The 23,803-nt window shown below is 44.7% G+C and carries 22 protein-coding genes; 20 read left to right on the forward strand and 2 right to left on the reverse strand.

From position 1 onward, the window contains the following. The first annotated feature begins 4 nt into the window (after positions 1-4). The 12 genes from R7D93_RS05835 to R7D93_RS05890 all read left to right on the forward strand — a co-directional run bounded on the left by R7D93_RS05835 (position 5) and on the right by R7D93_RS05890 (position 12,230). On the forward strand, positions 5-1,912 hold the full coding sequence (locus tag R7D93_RS05835) for a heme lyase CcmF/NrfE family subunit (RefSeq protein WP_130545098.1): 1,908 nt from the start codon (positions 5-7) through the stop codon (positions 1,910-1,912). Continuing rightward, on the forward strand, positions 1,890-2,423 hold the full coding sequence (locus tag R7D93_RS05840) for a DsbE family thiol:disulfide interchange protein (protein WP_213868130.1): 534 nt from the start codon (positions 1,890-1,892) through the stop codon (positions 2,421-2,423). Before R7D93_RS05835 ends, R7D93_RS05840 begins: the two co-directional genes overlap by 23 nt. After that, on the forward strand, positions 2,410-2,820 hold the full coding sequence (gene nrfF / locus R7D93_RS05845) for a heme lyase NrfEFG subunit NrfF (protein ID WP_085569796.1): 411 nt from the start codon (positions 2,410-2,412) through the stop codon (positions 2,818-2,820). The genes R7D93_RS05840 and nrfF overlap by 14 nt, the downstream gene beginning before the upstream one ends. A 146-nt stretch (positions 2,821-2,966) precedes the next feature. Further along, entirely contained in the window at positions 2,967-3,143 is a 177-nt protein-coding gene (locus tag R7D93_RS05850) for a hypothetical protein (RefSeq protein ID WP_020480909.1), read from the forward strand. A gap of 271 nt (positions 3,144-3,414) precedes the next feature. Then, the gene (locus R7D93_RS05855; RefSeq protein ID WP_025767283.1) at positions 3,415-4,011 is read left to right on the forward strand and encodes a GTP cyclohydrolase II; all 597 of its coding nucleotides are present in this window, start codon (positions 3,415-3,417) and stop codon (positions 4,009-4,011) included. Positions 4,012-4,185: 174 nt separating this feature from the next. Next, positions 4,186-5,448 carry an imelysin family protein gene (locus R7D93_RS05860; protein ID WP_213868131.1) on the forward strand — a complete coding sequence of 421 codons (1,263 nt, stop codon included), beginning with the start codon at positions 4,186-4,188 and terminating at the stop codon, positions 5,446-5,448. A gap of 92 nt (positions 5,449-5,540) precedes the next feature. Beyond that, positions 5,541-6,923, forward strand: a complete 1,383-nt coding sequence (locus tag R7D93_RS05865) for a di-heme oxidoredictase family protein (RefSeq protein ID WP_225495382.1) — start codon at positions 5,541-5,543, stop codon at positions 6,921-6,923. A gap of 10 nt (positions 6,924-6,933) precedes the next feature. Then, complete coding sequence (locus R7D93_RS05870; RefSeq protein ID WP_225495381.1) at positions 6,934-7,971, forward strand: imelysin family protein; 1,038 nt, start codon at positions 6,934-6,936, stop codon at positions 7,969-7,971. Next, on the forward strand, positions 7,952-9,034 hold the full coding sequence (locus R7D93_RS05875; RefSeq protein WP_225495380.1) for a DUF1513 domain-containing protein: 1,083 nt from the start codon (positions 7,952-7,954) through the stop codon (positions 9,032-9,034). The genes R7D93_RS05870 and R7D93_RS05875 overlap by 20 nt, the downstream gene beginning before the upstream one ends. Before the next feature lie 153 nt (positions 9,035-9,187). After that, on the forward strand, positions 9,188-10,729 hold the full coding sequence (locus tag R7D93_RS05880; protein WP_005376852.1) for a L,D-transpeptidase family protein: 1,542 nt from the start codon (positions 9,188-9,190) through the stop codon (positions 10,727-10,729). A gap of 166 nt (positions 10,730-10,895) precedes the next feature. Further along, the gene (locus tag R7D93_RS05885) at positions 10,896-11,444 is read left to right on the forward strand and encodes a DUF882 domain-containing protein (protein WP_225495379.1); all 549 of its coding nucleotides are present in this window, start codon (positions 10,896-10,898) and stop codon (positions 11,442-11,444) included. A gap of 129 nt (positions 11,445-11,573) precedes the next feature. Beyond that, complete coding sequence (locus R7D93_RS05890) at positions 11,574-12,230, forward strand: MBL fold metallo-hydrolase (protein WP_225495378.1); 657 nt, start codon at positions 11,574-11,576, stop codon at positions 12,228-12,230. 18 nt (positions 12,231-12,248) lie between these two features. Here the strand turns inward: R7D93_RS05890 and R7D93_RS05895 are convergent, their stop codons facing one another. Continuing rightward, entirely contained in the window at positions 12,249-12,914 is a 666-nt protein-coding gene (locus R7D93_RS05895; RefSeq protein ID WP_132936784.1) for a DUF2982 domain-containing protein, read from the reverse strand. A 273-nt stretch (positions 12,915-13,187) separates the two neighbouring features. Here R7D93_RS05895 and R7D93_RS05900 point away from each other — a divergent pair, with 273 nt between their 5' ends. The 6 genes from R7D93_RS05900 to R7D93_RS05925 all read left to right on the forward strand — a co-directional run bounded on the left by R7D93_RS05900 (position 13,188) and on the right by R7D93_RS05925 (position 19,190). Then, positions 13,188-13,592 carry a hypothetical protein gene (locus R7D93_RS05900; protein WP_005376863.1) on the forward strand — a complete coding sequence of 135 codons (405 nt, stop codon included), beginning with the start codon at positions 13,188-13,190 and terminating at the stop codon, positions 13,590-13,592. A 414-nt stretch (positions 13,593-14,006) separates the two neighbouring features. Then, positions 14,007-15,098, forward strand: a complete 1,092-nt coding sequence (locus R7D93_RS05905; protein WP_017636112.1) for a TRAP transporter substrate-binding protein — start codon at positions 14,007-14,009, stop codon at positions 15,096-15,098. A gap of 115 nt (positions 15,099-15,213) precedes the next feature. After that, entirely contained in the window at positions 15,214-15,753 is a 540-nt protein-coding gene (locus R7D93_RS05910; protein ID WP_053306570.1) for a TRAP transporter small permease subunit, read from the forward strand. A 12-nt stretch (positions 15,754-15,765) separates the two neighbouring features. Then, complete coding sequence (locus tag R7D93_RS05915) at positions 15,766-17,052, forward strand: TRAP transporter large permease (protein WP_005376871.1); 1,287 nt, start codon at positions 15,766-15,768, stop codon at positions 17,050-17,052. 151 nt (positions 17,053-17,203) lie between these two features. Continuing rightward, positions 17,204-18,559 carry a cache domain-containing protein gene (locus R7D93_RS05920; RefSeq protein ID WP_005386831.1) on the forward strand — a complete coding sequence of 452 codons (1,356 nt, stop codon included), beginning with the start codon at positions 17,204-17,206 and terminating at the stop codon, positions 18,557-18,559. Next, positions 18,552-19,190: a response regulator gene (locus R7D93_RS05925; RefSeq protein ID WP_005376875.1), complete on the forward strand. Its 639-nt coding sequence runs from the start codon at positions 18,552-18,554 to the stop codon at positions 19,188-19,190. The genes R7D93_RS05920 and R7D93_RS05925 overlap by 8 nt, the downstream gene beginning before the upstream one ends. A gap of 40 nt (positions 19,191-19,230) precedes the next feature. On the opposite strand, the gene R7D93_RS05930 is transcribed toward R7D93_RS05925, so the two are convergent. Next, the gene (locus tag R7D93_RS05930) at positions 19,231-19,707 is read right to left on the reverse strand and encodes a MarR family winged helix-turn-helix transcriptional regulator (RefSeq protein ID WP_005376877.1); all 477 of its coding nucleotides are present in this window, start codon (positions 19,705-19,707) and stop codon (positions 19,231-19,233) included. Positions 19,708-20,094: 387 nt separating this feature from the next. Here R7D93_RS05930 and R7D93_RS05935 point away from each other — a divergent pair, with 387 nt between their 5' ends. Both R7D93_RS05935 and R7D93_RS05940 read left to right on the forward strand, forming a co-directional pair. Next, positions 20,095-21,666, forward strand: a complete 1,572-nt coding sequence (locus R7D93_RS05935; protein ID WP_005376879.1) for a BCCT family transporter — start codon at positions 20,095-20,097, stop codon at positions 21,664-21,666. A gap of 231 nt (positions 21,667-21,897) precedes the next feature. Next, positions 21,898-23,781, forward strand: a complete 1,884-nt coding sequence (locus R7D93_RS05940; protein WP_005376880.1) for a methyl-accepting chemotaxis protein — start codon at positions 21,898-21,900, stop codon at positions 23,779-23,781. Positions 23,782-23,803: the final 22 nt, after the last annotated feature.

Below are 23,803 nucleotides of genomic sequence, written 5' to 3' on the forward strand. Positions count from 1 at the left end.
ATAAATGGAAGCTGAGCTAGGGTTCTTCTTACTGATATTGGTGGCTGTAACATCGACTTGTGCATCGTTGCTGCATTGGCTACGTCGTGCTATGAGTAAGAAGGCGACATTGCCGCATCAAGTCGCGATGTCCCACATCATTAGCTTAGCTTCCTTCATTTGTTTAGCACTTCTGATCGTCTGCTTCGTGCAAGACAACTTCGCGTTGGAATATGTTGTTACGCATTCCAACAGTCAACTTCCCGTAGCATTCAAGATTGCTGCCGCTTGGGGCGGGCACCAAGGCTCCATGTTGTTTTGGGTCGTCACCTTGAGTTTATGGGCGTCGTTTATTGCATTTAAGTCACCGCTCAACGCCCAATATACTTGTGACTGTTTAGGAATCATGAACGTTCTTATTGCGACATTTGCTTGGTTCACGTTAATGACCTCTAACCCGTTCGAGTATGCCCAAGTATTGGCGTCGGAAGGACGAGATCTAAACCCAATGTTGCAAGATGTTGGGCTTATCATTCATCCACCATTGCTTTATCTCGGTTATGTCGGTTACGCAGCAATATTAGCTTTTTCATTAGCGGCGCTATTGGGTAAACAACCGATGAGCGATTGGTATGTGGTCGCTCGAAGCGCAGCGTTTTTTGCATGGGGAACGCTCACGTTGGGTATCTTGGTGGGATCATGGTGGGCGTACAATGAGCTAGGGTGGGGCGGCTGGTGGTTTTGGGACCCTGTGGAGAACGCTTCTCTACTCCCTTGGCTTACTGGTACTGCTTTGTTGCACAGCGGTGTTGTCGCAACACGTAACAGAGGCGCAATTTGGAGCACCTACGCACTGGCGTTTATTACGTTCAGCCTCAGCATTTTAGGGACATTCGTGGTGCGATCTGGCGTGCTGACTTCAGTGCATGCTTTTGCGGTGGACCCAACTAAAGGTTTGGTGCTGCTTGGTGTATTGAGCTTGCTTGTCATCATCACTTTTGGCGTATTGATTTTGCGAGGAGAACAACTCCCTCGCTTCAAACTTCAATCTCTAACGAGCCGAGCTTACACTGCTTATATCGCCAAAGGGCTGCTGGTTATTGCGACTGCCATCGTTTTTCTTGGCACTTTCTATCCGATGGTTTATCAACTGCTCGGTTTAGGAAACATTTCAGTTGGCGCACCTTATTTCAATAGTCTGATCTTCCCATTAAGCATACTGGCTCTGATTGCCTTAGCTTTCATGCCGCTGCTGAAATGGACAAAAGGCACAGTGCCGAGTGTAAGCGCTGATATTGCGATCAGTATTGCGTTATCTCTTGTCTCTGTGATCGGGTTTATCTTCTTAGTGCACGCACTGCATTTCGGAGTATTGCTAACCATAACGTTGGCTACTTGGGTGATTGTGGCGCATCTCGTTATGCTGTTTCGTTGTTCCAATAAGCGCAAACTCATGCCAATCGTGATGGCACATATCGGTTTTGCGCTGGCGGTGAGTGGAGCTGTATTCAACAGTCACTACTCATATGAACACAATTTACGTGTCGAACCCGGCAGTTCTCAACAAAGGGCGGGGATCACTATCGATTATCATGGTATCGAATGGCTGGTGGGGCCAAACTACACCGCGGAACAAGGACAGATCACCTTGCACTTGGAAGATGGCCGCATGCTCAATTTCAACCCGCAAAAGCGTCATTACCCTGTGCGAGTGATGAATATGACCGAGCCTGCGATTCGTTCACTATGGCATGGCGATTATTACGTGACATTGGGTGACAAAGTCGATACTCATGCTTATGCGATTAAAGTTCAGTACCGCGCAGGTATTTGGTGGATATGGTCTGGCGGGCTACTAGCTGTGTTTGGTGCGCTATTAACCGGCCTAAAGAAAAGGAGAGAGGCTATCAATGCGATCGAGAAATACGCTTAAACTCGCAGGTCTCGTTTTGGCTGTTGCCGTGTTTACTGTAGTAACTGCGATGGCCTTGTCTGAGCGAGCACATGTTGAATTGTCCCCACAACGAAATTTAGATACACCTAATTTTCGCTCTACTTCTCTGATCTCTGATGACATGGTTTCTGAGCAGTTGTTCAAAAGCGACGGATATAAATTATTGAATGTTTGGGCATCTTGGTGCGGGGTATGCAAGCGAGAGCATGAAGAGTTATTGCAGTTAGCAGAACTTGGTGTGCCTATTATTGGGCTGAATTATAGAGATCAAAAACAAGCCGCTCGTGAATATTTGAGCTCTAAACGAAATCCATATATTGAAGTAATTAGTGACCCTAATGGAAAGCTCGATGTGGAGCTAGGTGTTATCGGAACGCCGGAAACTTACTTGATTGATCCAAATGGTCGTATATTGATCAAATATCGTGGAGAGCTAACGGCAGATAAATGGAACGATATATTTTCAGGATACTTGAATGTTTCGATTTAATAATCTTCTCCTCACTTTAATCCTATTTATACTATTTTCTCCTTTCACGAGAAGTGCGGATTTAGAACAGAATGTTGATCTGTTTGATTTTCATTCTGTTGAAGTGCAACAGCGTGCAACTTCGCTAGCCAAGACATTACGCTGCCCGCAGTGTCAAAACCAAAACCTTGTCGAGTCTAATGCACAGGCGGCCAAAGACCTTAGGTTGAAAGTGTATACGATGGCCAATGAAGGCAGCTCAGATCAAGAAATAAAGGACTATCTAGTTGCTCGTTATGGGAATATTGTTCTGTATCAACCACCATTAAATTATTCCACGGCGCTGTTGTGGATCTTTCCTGTGCTATTTTTGATCTTTTTTGTCTTATATTCGATCCGAATGGTGAAGCGTAATTAATGTGACCGTTATTCCACTATTAAAAATAAATTGTGCACTTAACAAGCAGAATGTTATCATTTTTCCGAATTTATGAAGTTTCCAGTATAAAGAAAATAAAAATTTTGAGCTGGATAAGTAATAAAAGAACGAAATAGGTGCACGCAGTGGATTCAGTTATATTACAACTTAAAAAAGACTTCTATTCGCAGATTCGTGCATTGCAATCACCGAACCTGCCTCAAGTTACTTCAACGCTCGCCGTGTTGACCGACGAGGAAATCCAAGAACTCGAAGCAGTTTGGATTGAACTCGCCGTTTGGAAGCGCAGTCAGACCCATTAAAAGATAGACCAAACGACCTTCTTGAAACCCCAGACAAAATTTGTCTGGGGTTTTTTATTGTAGTTTTTTTAAATTGTTATAATATAACAATTGTTCAGTTGGAGAGTGTTTCTCTTTTGCTGTCTTGAGTGGATAACTGCCCTCAATTGTGATCTCTATATTGCAAAATGCGGTATCAGTCCCCATAGTTGAAGAGCAACGAGTAAATCCCATGAATGCAATAACGAAAACGCATCAAGCGCATCAAGCAATAAATCGAGTGAGTATAGATATGGCGGAAGTACGTGCCAGAGTAGATTTTAAAGTCGGGGCAAAAAGTAACATTGATGCCGAAATTCTGTCTTTCCATGGTCTGAAGACAGACAAAGAGCATGTTGCTATTATCTTTAAACAAGCGGACCAAACTCAGGACATGCCTTTAGTTCGTATGCACTCTGAGTGTTTGACAGGCGATGTGTTCCACTCTTCACGCTGTGACTGTGGTGAGCAACTAGAAGAGACGATCAATCGCATGGGCGAGTCCGGTGGTATCATCCTGTATCTCCGTCAGGAAGGTCGTGGTATTGGTTTGTACAATAAGATCGATGCATACCGCTTACAAAGCCAGGGCATGAACACGTACGAAGCTAACAACCATTTGGGCTTTGATGATGACCTGCGTGATTTCACAGAAGCAGCACAAATGCTAGAAGCTTTAGGCGTGAATAAGATCCGCCTTGTGACGAACAACCCTAAGAAAATCCGTGAGTTATCTGAGTACGGAATTGAAATTGGCGAGGTTGTCAACACCTCTGCACATATCAAAGATGGCAACGAAAATTATCTGAAGGCAAAAGTCTCTCACGGAAAACATGACCTAAAGGTTTAATCCTAAAGATAAAACTGACAATAAAGCCTGTGAAAAACCTCATTTTTATGAGGTTTTTTTGTATCTGGAGTTGCAAATAAATTGTAAATTTGTATTATCTCGAGACTAAAGTGCAAATAAGAATAATTAGCACTACCAATACGATAATTGAAAAGCTCAACAAGGATGCTTCAGATGAATGCAAAAAAAGTTTTAGTCCAATCTATTGCTGCATCACTCCTCATTGCCAGTGGTTCTACCGTTGCTGCCACAGTAACTAAACAACAAGTAGTCGAACATTACGCGGACGTTGCCCATGCTGTGTTTGCTGATTCAGTAACAACAGCGAAAGCGCTTGACGTAAAAATCGACGAATTTCTAAAATCACCATCAGCGAAAAAGCTTGAAGAAGTAAAACAAGCTTGGCTAGATTCTCGCGTGCCTTACCAACAGTCTGAAGTTTTCCGTTTTGGTAACGCGATTGTTGACGATTGGGAAGGTCAGTTAAACGCGTGGCCACTTGATGAAGGTCTGATCGACTACGTAGCGGCTGATTACCAATACGAATTGGGTAACGAGGGCGCTGCTGCCAACATCATCGCGAACACTAGCCTACAGATCGGTGCTTCTAAACTGGACGTTTCAAAAATCACTCCAGAATTGCTAGCGGATCTAAACGAAGTAGGTGGTTCTGAGGCAAACGTTGCATCAGGTTACCACGCGATTGAATTCTTACTTTGGGGTCAAGACCTAAACGGTACTAACGCGGGTGCAGGTCAACGCGCTTACACTGATTTCGTTGTGGGTTCTGAGTGTACGAATGGCCATTGTGATCGTCGTGGAGAGTACCTAAAAGCAGCCGCTGATCTACTGGTTCAAGACCTTGAGTGGATGGAAAAGCAGTGGTCTGCTGAAGTGAAAGGTAACTACCGTGAAGAGCTACTGAACGACTCAGCAGACAATGGTCTACGTAAGATGCTATTCGGCATGGGTTCTCTTTCTCTAGGTGAGCTAGCGGGTGAGCGCATGAAGGTAGCACTGGAAGCGAACTCAACAGAAGACGAGCACGATTGTTTCTCAGACAACACGCACAACTCTCACTACTACAATGAGCAAGGCATCTACAACGTTTACACAGGTACATACAAAGGTGTAAACGGCAAAGAGCTATCTGGTCCAAGTATCGCTGACCTTGTTGCTCAAAAAGACAAGAAAGCAGCGACCGAAATTCAAAAGCAGTTTGATACAACACGTAGCCAAGTTGGTGAGCTAGTGACTTCTGCAGAGAAGAACAACCAGCACTTTGACCAACTTATTGCAGCGGGTAACGCACAAGGCAACGCGCTAGTAAACGACGCCATCATGTCGTTGGTAGCACAAACCGGTGCGATTGAGCGCGCGGCAAGCATTGTCGGCATCGACAGCCTAAGCCCTGATACTGCTGACCACGAGTTTTAATAAGAAAACCATAATAAATAAGGGCTCTTTGTGAGCCCTTTTGACGTTTGAGCTCGTTGTTATCACCCTTGTTGTCTATGTAGAGCAATGATATGAAGCCATACCTAATTTCTGCGCTAGCCGCGATCCTTTCTTCTTCTGCCATGGCTTACGATGTTAAGTCTGGAGGCAAAACCAGTGTTAAAAAAGACGGCGCGAATGCCTATTCTCTTCCTGCTGCTAACTTGCCAATGAGCAAACGCCTCGATTTTAGCGTCGGTAACAGCTTTTTCCGCAACCCTTGGGTACAAGCGCCAGCGTCAACAGACGCTCGTGATGGCTTAGGCCCGCTTTTTAACACCAATGGTTGTCAGAATTGTCACATAAAAGACGGTCGTGGTCATCCGCCAGAGAAAGATGATTTACATGCCGTGTCTATGTTAGTGCGCTTAAGCATTCCTGCGATGACGCCAGAACAAAAGAAAGCTTACATCAAAGATGGCGGCATACCTGAGCCGACTTATGGTGGCCAGCTTCAAGATTTCGCCCTGCAAGATCAAACGCCAGAAGGCAAAATCGAAATCACTTACACCGATGTCCCAGTGAAATTTAAAGACGGTACGACGGTGACGCTAAGAAAACCTCATTTGAACATTACCGATCTGGGTTACGGCGATATGCACCCAGATACCGAGTTCTCAGCACGCGTGGCACCGCCAATGATCGGCCTTGGTTTGTTAGAGAGTATTCCCGACGAAACGCTACTTGCTTGGGCTGATGAACAAGATGCCGACAAAGACGGTATCTCAGGCAAAGTCAATAAGGTGTGGGATATTGAGAAGGACAATTTCTCGATTGGTCGTTTTGGCTGGAAAGCAGGACAACCGACGTTAATGCAGCAAAATGCAGCAGCATTCAATGGTGATGTCGGTCTGACGAGCCATTTATTCCCAAATGAAAACTGTACCTCGAAACAAAGCATTTGTGACGACATGCCAAATGGCGGCAAACCTGAAGTGAGTGAAAATATTCTCGACTTCGTAGAGTTTTACAGCCAACACTTAGCCGTACCTATTCGCCGTAATGTCAATGACCCTAACGTGAAACTTGGTCAGCAAATCTTTGCTGCGTCTGGCTGTGAAAGCTGCCACAAGACCAGTGTTAAAACGGCGAAACGACCAGAGTTACCAGCGCTTTCTGAGCAGCTTATCCACCCATACACAGACATGCTTTTGCATGACATGGGTAAAGGCTTAGCCGATAACCGTCCGGAATACTTAGCAAACGGCCGCGAGTGGCGAACAGCACCGCTATGGGGCATTGGTTATACCGAAGAAGTAAACGGACACACTTACTTTCTACATGATGGCCGCGCTCGTAACCTGATGGAAGCAGTGTTGTGGCACGGCGGCGAAGCTGAAACGGCGAAACAAAACGTCTTAGCACTGAACAAAAAAGAACGTGACGCATTGATTGCGTTTCTGAATTCTCTATAAGGAAGCAACCATGAAAAAAACACTATTAGTGAGTGCGATTGCCGCAACGTTAAGTTTGGTTGGTTGCCAATCGACCATCGTTTCGAGCTCTGCCAAGCCTGAGAGTACAAGTCATATTTCTCAAAGCGTGTACGAGGTCGAGTTTCAATCAGCTCAGACGTTTTTAGCGCAAACCACAGAACTTGAACAACGCTTCGCAGATTACTGCGCATCAGAGTCGAAAGATGATGCACAAGTAAAACAGCAGTGGCATCAAACGATGCTGGCGTGGATGGCATTACAAGGTCAAGAACGTGGCCCTGCTACGGCGTTGGAGCAAAGCTGGAATGTTCAGTTTTGGCCAGATAAAAAGAACACCACTGGTCGTAAAATGTCTGTACTGACGAAATCTGATCAAGCTTGGAGTGCAGAAGATATCTCCACCCAAAGTGTCACCGTGCAAGGTTTAGGTGCATTGGAATGGCTGCTTTACGATAAAGCGTCGACCTTATCTAGCAATAGCAATACCTGTGCGACAGGTGTTTCGATTGCAGAAAACCTCGATAACAAAGCGCAGATCATCGCGGATTCTTGGGCAGAAAACCCTTGGAAATCGCTAGAGATGACAGAATGGGAATCTGAGTACATTTCACTGCTCTCGAATCAGCTTGAATACAGCATGAAGAAGTTGAGCCGACCGCTAGCGAAGATTGGTAAGCCTCGCCCGTATTTCTCAGAATCGTGGCGTTCAGAGACCTCGCTTTCAAACTTAAAAGCCAACCTTCAAGGGATGGAAGCGTTGTACTTTGCTAACGGGAATGGTCTAGATGCGCTACTTAGAGAGCAAGGCCATGCAGATCTCGCAGACCGTGTCATTCATCAGTTTGAAATGGCGTTAGAAACTTGGCCAGAAGATAAGAGCTTGTTTGCTGCACTACAAACAAAAGAAGGCTATCGCATGGTGCTCTCTCAATACAATAAGCTAGAGCAATTGAAGTACCTGATTCACGAAGAGGTGGCGATCGAGCTTGGCGTGGTTATAGGATTTAATGCAACCGATGGTGACTGATCAAACCCGCCGAAACTTACTGAAAGCTGCTCTATTCGGGGCAGCTACACCTATGATGCCATTTGGTTGTGCCTCAACAAGCTCACGTGAGCCTGCGTTGATCGGCTGCTCTATCATTGGCAGAGATAAATATGCAGCGGTGGTAGCGGATGAGCATGGTATGTCGCTATCTTCATTGCCGATTCCTGAACGTGGTCACGGTGTGGCAACAAACCAACAAGGCCACGCCGTAGTCTTTGGTCGTCGACCAGGTACTTTCTTCATGGTGTTTGATTATCGCTCAGAGCAGATGATCAAACTGCAGCTGGCAAAACCAAATCGCCATTTCTATGGGCATGGCGTTTACTCCCATGATGGCACGTTGCTATTTGCCACAGAAGGGGAGAGGGGGACAAGTCGTGGGATCATTGGTGTTTATGATGTGCAGAAGCAATATCAAAAAATCGATGAGTTAACAGGCTTTGGCCTTGGCCCTCATGAAGTGATCATGATGCCTGATGGCGCATTGGCGATTGGCGTCGGTGGCGTACACACTAATGGCCGTGAACCTCTCAATCTTGATAGCATGAGACCGAGCCTGAGTTACCTTTCACAGGAAGGGGAGCTACTGGATCAAGTGTCTTTACCGGATCATAAGTTGAGTATTCGCCACTTAGCCCATGATGGTGCGGAAACCGTGCTTTGTGGTCAGCAATATCGTGGTGAGCCGGACGAGTATCCAGCCTTGATCGCCATGCACAAGCGTGGTGGTGAAATGCAAGATCTTCAAGCTGAACCTGAAGAGTGGGCGCGTTTCAATCACTACGTTGCGAGTATTGCAGCAACCGATGAATGGATCTTAGCCACTTCGCCTCCAGGCAGTTGTTATGGTATATGGTCTAAGTCTACTGGCAAATTGGTAGAGCTAAGTGCGTTACCAGACGCTTCTGGTGTTGTGATCTACGGTGATGAATTCCGAGTCAGTTCTGGAGCGGGAAAAGTGGTAGAGCAAAGGCCTGAAGAGTCAAAAAATACCTTCGCAAGCGGTGTGCAATGGGATAACCATTGGTCGAGAATTATCTAGAAAGATCATTGAGTAATTACTTATAGAGAGTTTTGTTGTCGTTTTCGGCATCAGATTCTTAATTTTAAACCTGCAAGCTGTGAGATATTTGCCATACTTTTTATTATGGCAAGTAGCGCAAGGATCATTTCAGTGTTTGCTAGGGTTTTAATCATGACGGCACTTCTGGTGCCGTTTTGCAGCTTTTCCACCGTCGTTTCTCTCGAAGCTTCAGCGCAAGTCGAGCAAGAGGGAGCGGTACAAAAGCTGTCTGTAGAAAAAATGATCCATTATCCAGAGGTGATTGATCAACTGTATCAAAGCACCAATTACCGTTTGAACTGGGAAAATGAAAGTGATATTGAGCAGTTTCTTTTTCAAGTAAACCTGGTTGCACTTGCGGATGTCACCGATGAATTCGAAAATCAACTTCACCGGATAAACCAAGTAAGGTGGCAGGGAGATAATCTCGACTTCGATTTAGTGATGACAGACTCACTCTTGATGTACCTTAGTTATCTTGAGCAACTCCCCGAAGAAGGGATTAATTGGCTATTTACAGACAAAGCCCATGTTACGTTACCCGCTCCTAGCATCGATACTTTATCGGTTCTGAGTAATGAGATTACGGTTGGCAAACTTGGTCAGTTTTTGGCAAGTCTCCGGTCTCCATTACAAACAGATGATGCTTTCTACTCCGCCTATTCTTCGCTATCGGAACATTCTCAGTACCAATATCCTGCCTATCAACAAACTGGGCTAGCACGTGTTGGCGATATATTAGAAAACAGACCCCTATTGATTGAGCGAATGGAGATCGTAGGCGTAGATGTTTCTTACTTGGATTTAGTCACTGAAGAATATGACGAACAATTAGAGCTTGCGATAAAAGAGTTCCAGCGTATTCATGGTTTGAAAGAAGATGGCGTTATCGGCCCGAATACCATTCGATGGATCAACTTTTCTCCTCAAGAGAGATTGCATCTGCTGGCGTTGAATTCTGAGCGTTCAAGAATTTGGTCGAAAGAAAGGGATAATGTTGTCTTTGTTAACGTGCCTGGATACGAAGTCACGTATTGGCATGACGGTCAACCCTTGTTTGAGTCTAAAGTCGTGGTCGGGAGAGCATCAAGAAAAACGCCCATCATGTCGGTAGCACTGGATTCAGTTATTCTCAACCCAACTTGGAACGTGCCTTGGACTATCATGGTTAAAGACATTATTCCTAAAGTAAAACGTAATCCGATGTATTTGATTAACCATAACATTCAAATCATTCGGTCTTGGACTTCGAACGAAATTATTGACCCTACAACCATCAATTGGGCAACGGTGAATCCGAGAACATTTCCTTATCGTATGCGACAGGCGTCGGGCTTACAAAATGCACTGGGATTGTACAAGTTCAATATGCCTAACCCACAAGCTATTTATTTGCATGACACGCCAAGTAAGAACTTGTTTGAACAGGACAGACGCGCATTCAGCTCAGGATGTGTTCGTGTAGAACATGCAGACCAGTTAGCAGAACTTCTGTTCAAAACTCAGGGGCTGGAAGAACGTTTAGCGAAAAAGCGAGAAAGTTCTCGTCGGTCTAACACGTCAGTTCCTTTGGGAGAGCGCATTCAAGTACACATCATTTATCAAACAGCATGGTTGGAAGAGGGAACGCTTTACTACCGTGATGATATCTATAAGTACGATCACCGCAGTTGAAATTTTTAAGGAAAATTTACAAAACGAAGAATTCTCTTTTCGTTCAATAATTAATCAATAATTACTGCATCTGAAAATCAAGATGGAGCATTTTATGCATTTGACGTGACAAATGTGTTTGGTTAATGTCCACGACTTGTCTAGTTGTTGAGCACTGTATTTTGAAATGGTAAGTCGTAACTTTTCCCGCCGAGATTTCCTTAAAATGACCGCTGGTGGTGTGGTGTTGGCGTCTGCCCTGCCATCATTTTCTTGGGCTTCACTCCCTGACGAGCCACGTGCGCTGGCGATGAACAATCTTAATACTGGAGAGATCCTCGAAACATGCTATTTCGATGGAAAACGATACATTAATGATGAACTGCAAAGGCTGAATGAGTTTTGTCGAGACCATCGACTGAACGAGGTTCATCCGATGGATCGACGCTTGTTCGATCAAATAAGCCAAATTCAAAAGTTAATTGGTACAGAAGCAGAGGTGATCGTCATTTCAGGTTACCGTTCTCCTGCCACTAACGCCTCGCTGCGCAACGGGTCTTCTCGTGTAGCGAAAAAGAGCATGCACATGGAAGGAAAGGCCATTGATTTCCGTTTAGACGGCGTGAAGCTTTCAACGGTTCGTGATGCTGCATTAAGCCTAAAAGCCGGTGGCGTGGGTTATTATCCAGGTAGTAACTTTATTCATATCGATACGGGTGCTGTTCGTTCCTGGTAGTGCCAGTTGAGACAAGGTTTCTAGTCTCAGAACGTCGTCGATTACCCACAGTTCAAAGCTTGAAGTCGCTAGGCCTTAGTGTCATAGTTGCGGCAGTTTTCACGCAAATTTATTCGGTATAGGTTATCTATGGCTCTGAAATACCAAGTTGTTCCAGTAACAGCTTTCTCTCAAAACTGTTCTATTGTCTGGTGTGACGAAACCATGAAAGGTATTGTGGTTGACCCAGGCGGCGATGAAAAGCAGCTCGCTATGCTTATCAAAGAGTTGGGTGTTGACGTGGTAAACCTAGTGCTAACACACGGTCACTTGGACCACGTAGGTGGCACGGAGCCGCTGTCTGCACTGCTTGGCGGTACAGAGATTGTTGGTCCTCACAAGGCAGATAACTTCTGGTTGCAAGGTTTGGAAGGTCAGAGCCAAATGTTTGGTTTCCCGCTGACAGAAGCGTTTGAACCGCACCAATGGCTAAATGAGGGTGACACTGTCACGTTCGGTAATCAAGTGCTGAACGTATTCCATACACCTGGTCATACACCTGGTCACGTTGTGCTTTACAGTGAAGAAGCGCGTTTAGCGTTTGTGGGTGACGTTTTATTTAACGGTAGCATTGGTCGAACTGACTTCCCACAAGGTGATTTCAATACGTTGATTAGTTCTATCAAAGAGAAATTGTGGCCTTTAGGCAATGATGTCACGTTTGTCCCTGGTCACGGCCCTCAATCGACTTTCGGTCACGAGCGTAAAACTAACCCGTTCGTTGCTGACGAGATGCCGCTTTACTAAAAGTGCGTGTACTAAGCATTATTCTGGCTCGGCGGCAGCTAAGTATCGCCGAGTCAGTCCCACAAAATCCTCAGCCTCACGATCTAGATCACTTGCTGATATAAATAGATCGTAGCCATAAAAGCCTCTCTGATACTTCATCCGGTTGGCGAGCATCGCTAACAAACCTTTGTACTCAATCCCATCTCTGTTTATATACGGTTTAGGGTCAAGCACCATATCCTCAAACTTATCTTCACACTGATTTTGTTTCGCGCCTAAGTAAAGCAGTGCTCGCTGGCTGAGGAGAATTTCTGTCGCTATACGAGGGCAGATTGAATTTAAGTAGGGTGAGTAGTGTTTTAGACGAATACCGATCCAAGGTAGCGGTTGGTGCCACCCTTCCTGTTGGTAGCTACAAATACCGATTGACTCAATATTTCGCCATCGGACGACCCAACCTCCTTTAAAAAGGTGTTGCTGAAAGTGAGAAGCTGTCAGCGTAAAAGTGACTTGGCTTTTCTTAATCATCAAGATGGCGAAACCAACGATTGCAGACATCAAAATGACCGACAACATGGCTTGCTTCCATCCCGGAGAAATGGCAACCAAAAACAAAGTGATGAGTGCAACGAGCAACAAAAGTATTCTGTTGATAGGGGAGTTGGGTTTGAAATGTGAATTTGTTAGGTGCAGCGTTTCCATGCTTATAACCTCATCGAATACTTGTTCAAAAATGAGTGGGCAGCTTTATGTGCATTGACTTGCATTTAAAATAAAACAAACCTCTGTTTTTATACCCAGTATTCAATAAATCCGTTCATAAAATATCTGATTAAATAGTAGACGTTCTATGCTTTGAGCGCATTTTTCATCGCGTTTCGCCGCTAAAACCTACAAATTGCTTGTGAATTTTGGTATAAAACGCGCTTCAAATTTTCATCCCTGCTGAGATGCAGTGAACTGGAGAAATATTCAATGAGACTTGCTCATAAGCGTAAAGTGCAGATGAAACTGCAAAAACGCATTAAAGCGACAGTAGCAAACTTAGCTGCAGCACCTAAAGCAGTGAAGCCTGTTGCGGAAAAGGCAGTAGCACCTTCTGTTGCTGAAAAAGCTGTTGCGGAGAAAGTAGTAGCTGATAAAAAAGTAGCTGCAGTGAAAACAGTTGATGTTGCCCTTACTCCTAAGCAACAACAAGTATTAGACATCGTTATGGCGAATGCTGAAGGTATTAATCCTAAAGGCATCGGTCTAGCTGCAGGTCAAGAAGATACTAAAGCGGCATCATGGGCTACTGGCGCACTAAAGAAGCTTCTTGAAGAAAACCTAGTTCAAAAAGAGCAGTTAGCAGGTAACAAAGTTATCTACAAAGCAGTTTAATTACCGCTACCGTTCTAGATTGAATACCTCGGCCGATGCCGAGGTATTTTTTCATCTTGGTATTGGAAATAATGCATTAAGTACTGACTTTAACACTACCAATAAGTGGTTTGTCACATTTTCTTAAATACTATGTAAATTTTTTGGCAGAAAAATACGTACGTATTGTCTTTTATTTTTATTCATAGATAAAAATATAATTTGTTGATTTTGCTATTAACAGTCTTTTGTCATGACGATTGTCCTACGTACTTGTACGTAATACCTTAGGCTAATGCCTTATTGATGAATTACTCGCTTCCGTGTTCATGCCCATTTCGCATTAGACAACATTGTTACATCTTTTATACCGAATACAGCCAATCCTAATGAAATGGATGACAACAATAACCTTGGTGATAAAGGACGTGAACGATGAGTCTAATCCAAAAATCTTTAAAACGAGTGCTCAAAACAACCGCTGTCGCTGCCGCGATGGCACTCGCAGCGACTTCTGTAAACGCTGCTGAAAAAGTCTATCGTTTAAAGCTTGCTGAAACTTGGGGGCCTAATTTCCCAATTTTTGGTGATACCACAAAAAACATGGCCAAAATGGCGGAAGAGATGTCCAACGGACGTTTGCAAATCCGCATTGATTCCGCAAACAAGCATAAAGCGCCTTTTGGGGTGTTTGATATGGTCAAGTCGGGTCAGTATGACATGGGGCACTCAGCGTCTTATTACTGGAAGGGTAAGGTTCCAAACACACTTTACTTCACTTCTATGCCCTTCGGTATGTTGCCAACTGAGCAGTATGCATGGTTTTACTACGGCGGTGGTATGGAGCTGATGGAAAAAGTGTACTCTCCACATAACTTGATGTCTTTCCCTGGCGGTAATACCGATACTCAGATGGGCGGGTGGTTCCAAAAAGAGATCAAGTCCGTCGAGGACTTACAGGGTTTGAAAATGCGTATTCCAGGGTTTGCTGGTGAGATTTTGGCTGAGTTAGGTGCCAAGCCAACGAATATCGCCCCTGGTGAGCTATATACTTCTCTAGAGCGTCGCACAATTGATGCCTTGGAATGGGTTGGTCCATCGCTGGATCTACGTATGGGCTTCCACAAAATCGCGCCTTACTACTACACAGGTTGGCATGAGCCAGCGACTGAGCTTCAGTTCCTCGTTAACAAGCGTACCTGGAATCGTCTACCTGATGATCTAAAAGCTATTTTGCAAGTAGCCATGAAAACGGCCGCTTACGATATGTACACGCAATCGAAACACGAAAGCGGCAAAAACTGGGCATCTATTAAGTCTGAATACCCAAATGTTGAAGTAAAAGATTTCCCACCTGAAGTCGTAGCTGCGTTGCGAGAAGCAAACGATCGTTTGTTGAAAGAACATGCAGAAAAAGATGCTTTGGCGAAAGAGATTCAAGAGTCGCAAGCGAACTATATGAATCAAGTTCGACCATGGTCAGATATTTCGCACCGAGCGTACTTAAACAGTCAAGCTCAACAATAACGTTATGAAGCAGGCGATGCCAAGAGGTTTAGCCTGCTATCGAAGCCCAAGAAAACTTCATAATGAATGCTCCGCACCATAGCGGAGCGCATCTAAACGTTCCACGGAGTTCGGAATGAGAAGTCTTATTTATATTGAGCGATTATTTAACCGCTTTAGCGATTTTCTCGGATGGTTATCCAGCATCCTGTTTATTTTGTTGTTAGCAAACGTTGTGTACGACGTTGTCATGCGTTACGTGTTTAATGATGTGTCTATCGCATTCCAAGAAATGGAATGGCATCTATTCTCTGCCGTGTTCTTGCTTGGTGTGCCTTACGCAATTAAGTCCGGTGGCCATGTTCGCGTCGACATTTTTTATGAACGCTTATCTTACAAAGCACAATCCATCATCGACATCATAGGCACACTATTTTTCTTATTCCCTTTTTGCCTACTGGTAGCTTGGTTTGGTGTTGATTTCGCTAAGGAAAGTTACGCGTTAGGCGAGACGTCTGGTGACCCAGGTGGCTTACCATATCGTTGGATTATCAAAGCGATGATTCCGCTGTCATTTTTCTTTATGGCGGTGAGTGGTATTGGATTGTTACTTCATTCAATCAACAAAATTGTCAACCCTCATCTCATCTATGCCGGTAATAACGGTAAGTCGTAAAAGGAAGTCATTATGATCGGTATAGTGATGTTTTTTGTTGCGCTCTTTGCGCTTCTATTGGGATTTCCCGTTGCCTTTACTTTTGGTGGTATCGCGCTGATTTTTGGTGTTTGGGCTGAAGGCATCGAGATGTTTGCTTTTATGCCATATAGAATTCAGTCCATTATGGAAAATACGGTGCTAATGGCCGTACCGCTGTTCGTTTTTATGGGGCTAGTGCTACAGAAAACGAAGCTTGCTGAACAGCTACTAGAATCAATGGGGCGTTTGTTCGGTGGCGTTCGCGGTGGTATCGCTATTTCTACCGTGTTAGTTGGCGCATTGCTTGCAGCTTCAACGGGTGTGGTAGGCGCATCAGTTGTTGCGATGGGCTTAATATCTCTTCCTGTGATGCTCAAGTACAATTACGACAAAGGTTTAGCGTGTGGGACTATTTGTGCGTCTGGCACGTTGGGCCAAATTATCCCACCTTCTATCGTGTTGATCTTGTTGGGTGATGTACTTGGCGTACCGGTAGGGGACCTATTTCAAGCTGCGATCTGGCCCGGTATTACACTTGTTGGCGCCTATGTGATCTATATTCTCATCTACGCGAAGTTGAACCCTCAAGCCGCACAGGCGATAGAGCGCGATGAGTCGATCAGTCGTAAACAAGAAGTGCTCACCGCACTGAAAGCTGTATTGCCACCTTTAGCATTGATCATCGTGGTATTGGGCTCCATCTTTGCAGGGATTGCAACACCAACAGAGTCAGCGGCACTGGGCGGTGCAGGTGCGATAATTTTATCACTATTGTATAAACAGTTTAGTTGGTCGATGATTTATGATGCATCAAAAGAGACAGTTAAAGTAACCGCAATGGTCTTTGCGATCTTACTTGGTGCGACCGCCTTTTCAATGGCATTTACCTACACTGGTGGTGATTATTTAGTTGAAGAGTGGATGTTAGAACTGCCGGGTGAAAAGTGGGGATTCCTTATTATTACCATGGTGGTGATTCTGATTTTAGGTTTCTTTATCGACTTCGTTGAAATCTGTTTTATCATCGTGCCAATTATTGCGCCAGTCGCTGAATTGATGGGCATTAATATGACGTGGTTTGCGATTCTTATTGCGATGAACTTGCAGACGTCGTTCCTCACCCCGCCATTTGGCTTTAGTTTGTTCTATCTAAAAGGTGTCGCTCCAGCAGGGGTTACTACGCGTGATATCTACAAAGGTGTGATGCCGTTCATCGCGATTCAGATTGTTGTGTTGGCGTCTTTGCTGTTTTTCCCAGGTTTTTACGGTATGAGTTAATCACTCGATAATAAAGAGATTTTGTGAACTGAGAGTTTTTACCTTTTGAGACAAGTTGTTAAGCTGTTAATTATGTCTATGCAGACACAATCGATTCGTTTGTACTGCTAAGATAGTAAGCTGTAAAGGCAGCGTTTCATGGAGGGAAGGGATGCCTCTCAAAGCAAAGTTAATTCTGCTGACACTGATACCCGTGGTATTGGTGTCAGCGAGTATCAGCTGGATCTCTATCTATCAAACCAAGACCCTTGGCAAAAGGGAGGTAGAGATCTTTCATCAAAACCTGATCCAATCAAAAGAAGCGGCGCTGAAAGATACGGTCGACGTCGCTTTTGACTCCATTTCTTACATCTACAACGATCCGACTTTAGAAGAGAGTGTTGCCAAAACGCGTGTGAAAGCGATTTTAAATCGTTTGAGTTATGGGTCGGACGGCTATTTTTTTGCTTATGATAAATATGGTACCAACCTTGTACACCCAGTTCTTCCGGAGCTTGTCGGGGAAAACTTACTCTATCTTGAAGACGAAAATGGCGATCGCTTAATCGAAGCTTTATTGTATCAAGCGCAATCAGGTGGTGGATTTCATCAGTACCTGTGGCAAAAGCCATCTACAGGTGAAGTTGTCCCTAAGCTTAGTTACGCTGCATGGCTCGATAAGTGGGAATGGATGATAGGGACTGGGCTGTATATTGAGGATGTCAGCCGAGAAGTCGCCAATATGCGCGCGGCAGTGAACAAAAATATCGAAACGACATTTTTCTCAGTCGTCGTGATCTTAGCGGTGACCGTTGCTGTAATCATTGTTCTCACTTTGGCGATCAATCTGCACGAGCATCGCCTCGCTGATAAGAACCTGAAAGAATTGGCACATAAAACCGTGATGTTCCAAGAAGATGAGAAAAAGCATTTAGCGCGAGAACTGCACGATGGAATCAATCAGTTGTTAGTCTCCAGTAAATGTCATTTAGACTTAATGAGTCATAGACTTGAAGACGAAAAACTCAAATCCCACTTAGATAAATCACAACGATCGCTCGTCACCGCGATAAATGAGGTGCGGCATATTTCTCATCAGCTCCGTCCAAGCGCCCTCGATGATATCGGTTTAGAAGCAGCACTGACGACCTTGCTACAGGATTTTCATTCCCATTCCGGGATTGATATCGAGAGCAATTTCGATACTCAGCAGCACAAACTGACTTCGGAAGTCGCAACGACGCTATATCGCGTCGCTCAGGAGTCTTTGAATAACATTGAAAAACATGCGCGAGCGAAAAAAGTAACGGTTACTTTGCAAAAAATGGGCAATATGCTGCAATTACTCATACGTGATGATGGCGTTGGATTTGTGGTTAACCAAGCAGTGCACCAACAAGGGATTGGGTTAAGGAACATGCAAGAGCGTGTAGAGTTCATCGGTGGTGAATTTGAGCTAATGAGTGAGCTTGGCTTGGGAACAGAGATTACCGTGCTGCTTAATTTGGATGAAATAGTTTATGGATAAACCGATTAGTGTAGTGATTGTCGATGATCATCAAGTGGTATTGGATGGCTTCATGGCTCGTTTGGAGTTAGAGCCTGACATCGAAGTGGTGGGTACAGCAAGCAATGGCTTGGAAGCGATAGAGGTCGCAAAGCACTTGCAACCGGACGTCATATTGATGGATATCAGCATGCCAATAATGAACGGTATTGAAGCGACTGGTGTAATTAAAGAAGCGCGCCCAGAGAGCAAAATACTTATGTTGACCATGCACGATAATCGCGAGTACATCATGAAGGTCATGCAAGCTGGTGCCGTAGGATATATGCTCAAGGAAATCTCGGCCGAGAAAATGGTGCAAGCAATAAAAACGGTTAACCAAGGCTCGACGTATTTCTGTGAATCCGTCACACAAACACTCTTTACCCAAGAAGTGGTGCCTGCCACGCAAAAAACGAATCCTCTCAGCCGCAGGGAAGAAGCGGTACTTAAATTAGTTGCTCAAGGAAACAGCAGCAAGAAAATCGCCACTTTACTCAATATTAGTTATCGAACGGTAGAGACGCATCGCCATAACATTAAGCACAAGTTGGACTTACATTCGACGGCAGAGTTAGCAAAATATGCGTTTGAAACTGGGTTGACTGAGTAGGAGAGTAGTGCCCGCAAAAAGCGAGCACGTGGGAGCGAAACTAATCGGCTTTGGTAATGCTACCAAGCTCTAGCATTGGAGCAACATCGATGTCCTCTGCATTCATCATCGTCGAGATGCGTTGAACGGAAGATAGTAGAAGGGATTGCTCCCATTCTTCCAATTTTTGGAATCGATTAATGAAGTGCTCTTGCAGCGGCGTTGGTGCTTGTTTTAAGGCTTCTTGGCCCTTGCTCGTAAGTACAGCATGCACTTTACGCTTGTCTTGAACACTGCGCTGACGCTCAACAAACTGGCCTCGTTCTAGTCTATCTAGAATGGTCGTTGCGGTCGCTTGGCTCATGTTAGTGTGGCTAGACAACTGTTTAATCGTCACGTTATCTAAGTCATTGATAGCGCGCATCAAAATCAACTGTGGAGCAGTCAATCCAGACTCTTTGCTCAGCTTTTTAGAATGTAAATCAATAGCGCGGATGATCTGACGAATCGAGACCAATACTTCTTCGTACTTTTCCAATTTATTCATCCAGTCTGTAGGGAACATTTATCGAGGCGACACTAACTTAAATGCGCCCTTATTTAAAGGGGGGAAATCAAAAATTACCCCTACAATTTTACGCCGTGTCCTCAATACCATTTTGTCGCGCCTTTTCGACAAAATAAGAAGAGCTAAAATTATTATAGCAATAAATGTTTGTGGTCTAACTATTGTAGTAGTGATTTGTTCTATCAAAGGCCGTAACCACACAGTGAAAAGTAAGTTATTGGATTTTTTAATAGCAAAAAGATAGACAAAAACGTGTCAAATGATAGGATCTTGCGCCTTCACGGAATGCAAAACGTATCGTGTTCGAAAGATTTTTTTGTTTGGTACGTAAAAACACTACAAAAATAGAGAGGAACGATGACAAAGGGTATAGATAAGTACAGTATCGATAGTACCGACTATACGGTAGGTCAGGACAACGTTCAAAAATGGGGTTTTGATGTTCATAACCCAGTTTTTGGTATTAGTGCAGGTTTAATTGCGCTGTTTCTTGTCGCTGCATTAGTTCTAGATGCACATACCGCAAAGACGGCACTTGATGGGCTGAAGTGGAAAATTATTGGTTCATTCGATTGGTTGTTCATTATTGCAGGTAACATTTTCGTTATTTTCTGTTTGGCGCTTATCGTCTCACCAATGGGTAAGATCCGACTAGGTGGTAAAGACGCTGTTGCCGATTACTCGTTTATGTCATGGCTTGCAATGCTATTTGCAGCTGGTATGGGTATCGGTTTAATGTTCTGGAGTGTTGCAGAACCTGTCGCTTACTTCACCGGTTGGTATGAAACGCCACTTGGTGTTGAGGCAAATACACCAGAAGCCGCGAGATTGGCACTGGGTGCAACGATGTTCCACTGGGGCCTTCACCCATGGGCAATTTACGGTGTTGTAGCACTTTCTTTAGCATTCTTTGCCTACAACAAAGGTTTACCGCTATCTATGCGTTCGATCTTCTACCCACTTCTGGGTGATCGTGCATGGGGTTGGGCTGGCCACATTGTGGACATTCTGGCTGTGCTTGCGACTTTATTTGGTCTTGCTACATCCCTAGGTCTAGGTGCGCAGCAAGCAGCAAGTGGTATTCATCACGTATTTGGTGTTGAGCCAGGCCTAGGTCTGCAAATCGTCGTTATTACCGTGGTGACTTTACTTGCTGTTGTTTCAGTCGTACGCGGCATCGATGGTGGTGTTAAAGTCATTAGTAACATCAACATGGTTGTGGCGTTCTTGCTACTTCTCCTTGTTGGTCTTATCGGTTGGGCGGCGAGCCTAGGTTCGATTCCAACCACACTTATGGCATATGTAGAGAATATCATCCCACTAAGTAACCCGTTTGGTCGTACGGACGAAGCTTGGTTCCAAGGCTGGACAGTGTTCTACTGGGCTTGGTGGATTTCATGGTCGCCATTCGTAGGCATGTTCATCGCGCGTGTTTCTCGTGGTCGTACCGTTCGCGAGTTCATCACAGCAGTTCTACTGGTTCCAACGGCGGTTACCGTTGTTTGGATGTCTGTATTTGGTGGCCTGGCGATCGAGCAAGTTGTTGATAAAGTAGGTGAGCTGGGCACAAATGGCTTGACTGACGTATCACTTGCTATGTTCCAAATGTTTGATGTTCTTCCATTTGGTAGCATGCTTTCTATCATCGCTGTTGTGTTGGTACTTGTGTTCTTTATCACGTCTTCTGACTCTGGTTCACTTGTTATCGACAGCATCACAGCGGGCGGTAAAGTCGACGCTCCTGTACTTCAACGTGTTTTCTGGGCATTCATGGAAGGTGCAATTGCGGTCGCTCTGCTATGGATTGGTGGCTCCGAGGCGGTTCAAGCTCTTCAGGCCGGTGCCATTTCTACAGCACTGCCATTTACCTTCATTCTGCTTGCAATGTGTGTGAGCTTATTGATGGGTATGCGAACTGAGCGTCAGTAATTCGGCATTTTATAAAACCGTTTGACTAACAATCAATCAAAAGGCCAGCAATTTGCTGGCTTTTTTTGTGCGGTTTTTATGACGCTTGAGACAAAAAAATGACACATGAAAGTTCATATTTTACAAAGAGTTAATGTGCTATTTTGTTTTTTAAAAATTAGTGAATAGTCGTAAAAAAGTGTGTAATATTCATGCACCTTAACTGTTCTCCCAACTCAAAAAACTATAAATATGAAATTATCATTAAAACAAAAGCTTATAGGCGCAAGCCTTTCTGCTGTTGTTGTGATGGCAACAGCACTTACTTGGTTGTCGGCTGGTCAATTATTTGATCAGACTCGTTCAGGTGTCTATTCACGTGCGCAAAGTCTTAGTACTACTGCGTCAGAGGGAATTTCTGATTGGGTCAATATCCGTAAAGATATTGCCACTGCGTTCAACGACTACTCGACCGAGCAAGACGTTGTTCCTTTCCTACAACAAGCTCGCAAGGCTGGTGGCTTCGATGACATCTTCCTTGGTACACCAAACGGTGACATGTACCGCTCTCATCCGGAGCGTAACCGTGCTGATTATGACCCACGCACACGTCCTTGGTACAAGGATGCTGATGCAGCGGGTAAGCAAATCATCACAGCCGCATATCAAGACGCAATCACGAATGCACTACTTGTGACCATTGCTGAGCCAGTAATGAAAAATGGTCAGTTTGTTGGTGTTGTTGGTGCGGACGTACTGATCGATCAGCTTATCAGCGATGTGATTAACTTAGATGCAGGTGAAAACGCGCATGCGATGCTAATCGACATGAATGAAGGCACCTTCTTAGCGCATCCAGATAAAAGCTTGACGCTTAAGCCTATCACCAGTGTTCTAAAAGATTTTTCAGAAGAGGCAATTGAGCGCGCCGCCGATGAAGGTCGTATCGAAGATACGGTAATCAAAGGAAAAGAGAAGCTTTACTACTTCAATAAAGTTCCTGGTACGCATTGGATGTTTGCGATTGAAATGGATCGCGCAACAGAAGAAGCAGGTCATGCGGTATTGCTACGAGATCTATTGTTTACTGCTGTGGCGATCACGATTGTGGTTATTCTTGCAGTTTCTTGGCTAGTTGGTTTCTTGTTCCGTGACTTGAACCGCGTATCAAATGCACTGGAAGAAATTGCATCTGGCGAAGGTGACTTAACGCAACGCCTAGAACCACGCAGTGATGATGAAGTAGGTAAACTGGCGGAAAACTTCAACCGTTTTGTTGGCAACATGCACACAATGGTTACTAAGCTTAGCCACGTATCTTCTGCGCTTTCAGAGCAAGCACGCACGACAGCACAGCAAGCTGAGGAGCGTAGTCAGCGTATCTCTTACCAGCAAGATGAAATCAACATGGTGGCGACGGCTGTGAACGAAATGGCAGCAGCGACACAAGAAATTGCAGGTAATGCTGATAGCACGGCAAGTAACTCAGAAGAAGCGGTTCAAGCTTGTTCACATGGTTCTAGCCAAGTAACTCAAACGCAAGGCTCTATTCAGAACTTAGCGCAAGAAGTTCAAGTTGCTACTGATGTGATTCAAGAGTTAGAAGCACACGGAAATAGCATCAATACGATTCTATCAACGATTCAAGGCATTGCAGAGCAAACGAACCTACTTGCACTTAACGCGGCGATCGAAGCGGCACGTGCAGGTGAGCAAGGCCGTGGTTTTGCTGTGGTTGCAGATGAAGTCCGCGTATTGAGCCAACGTACTCATGCTTCAACGCAAGAGATTCAAGAAACTATCGAGATGCTACAAGGCACAACGGCCAAAGCGGTCGGAATTATGGGTGACAGTCGTCGTCTAGCTGATACCAGTGTTGATGATGCCAATGCGGCTGCAGCGAGCTTGACGCAAATCCACACTGCTGTTGAGCGTATCAGTGATATGGCAACGCAGATTGCTTCAGCAGCAGAAGAGCAAGCATCGGTAACCACTGAGATCACTCGTAACACTGAAGGTATTCGTGATGTGTCTAACGAGCTGTCAGTCGAAGCTCATCAAGCAGCAGAACAAGCTGCTCACCTGTCTGAGCTATCACACGAACTTGAACAAGAGATTCAACGCTTTAAGCTGTAATCTTGTCTCAACCTAAGTAAAA

The organism is Vibrio sp. YT-15, assembly GCF_033337445.1.
Taxonomy (GTDB): domain Bacteria; phylum Pseudomonadota; class Gammaproteobacteria; order Enterobacterales; family Vibrionaceae; genus Vibrio; species Vibrio alginolyticus.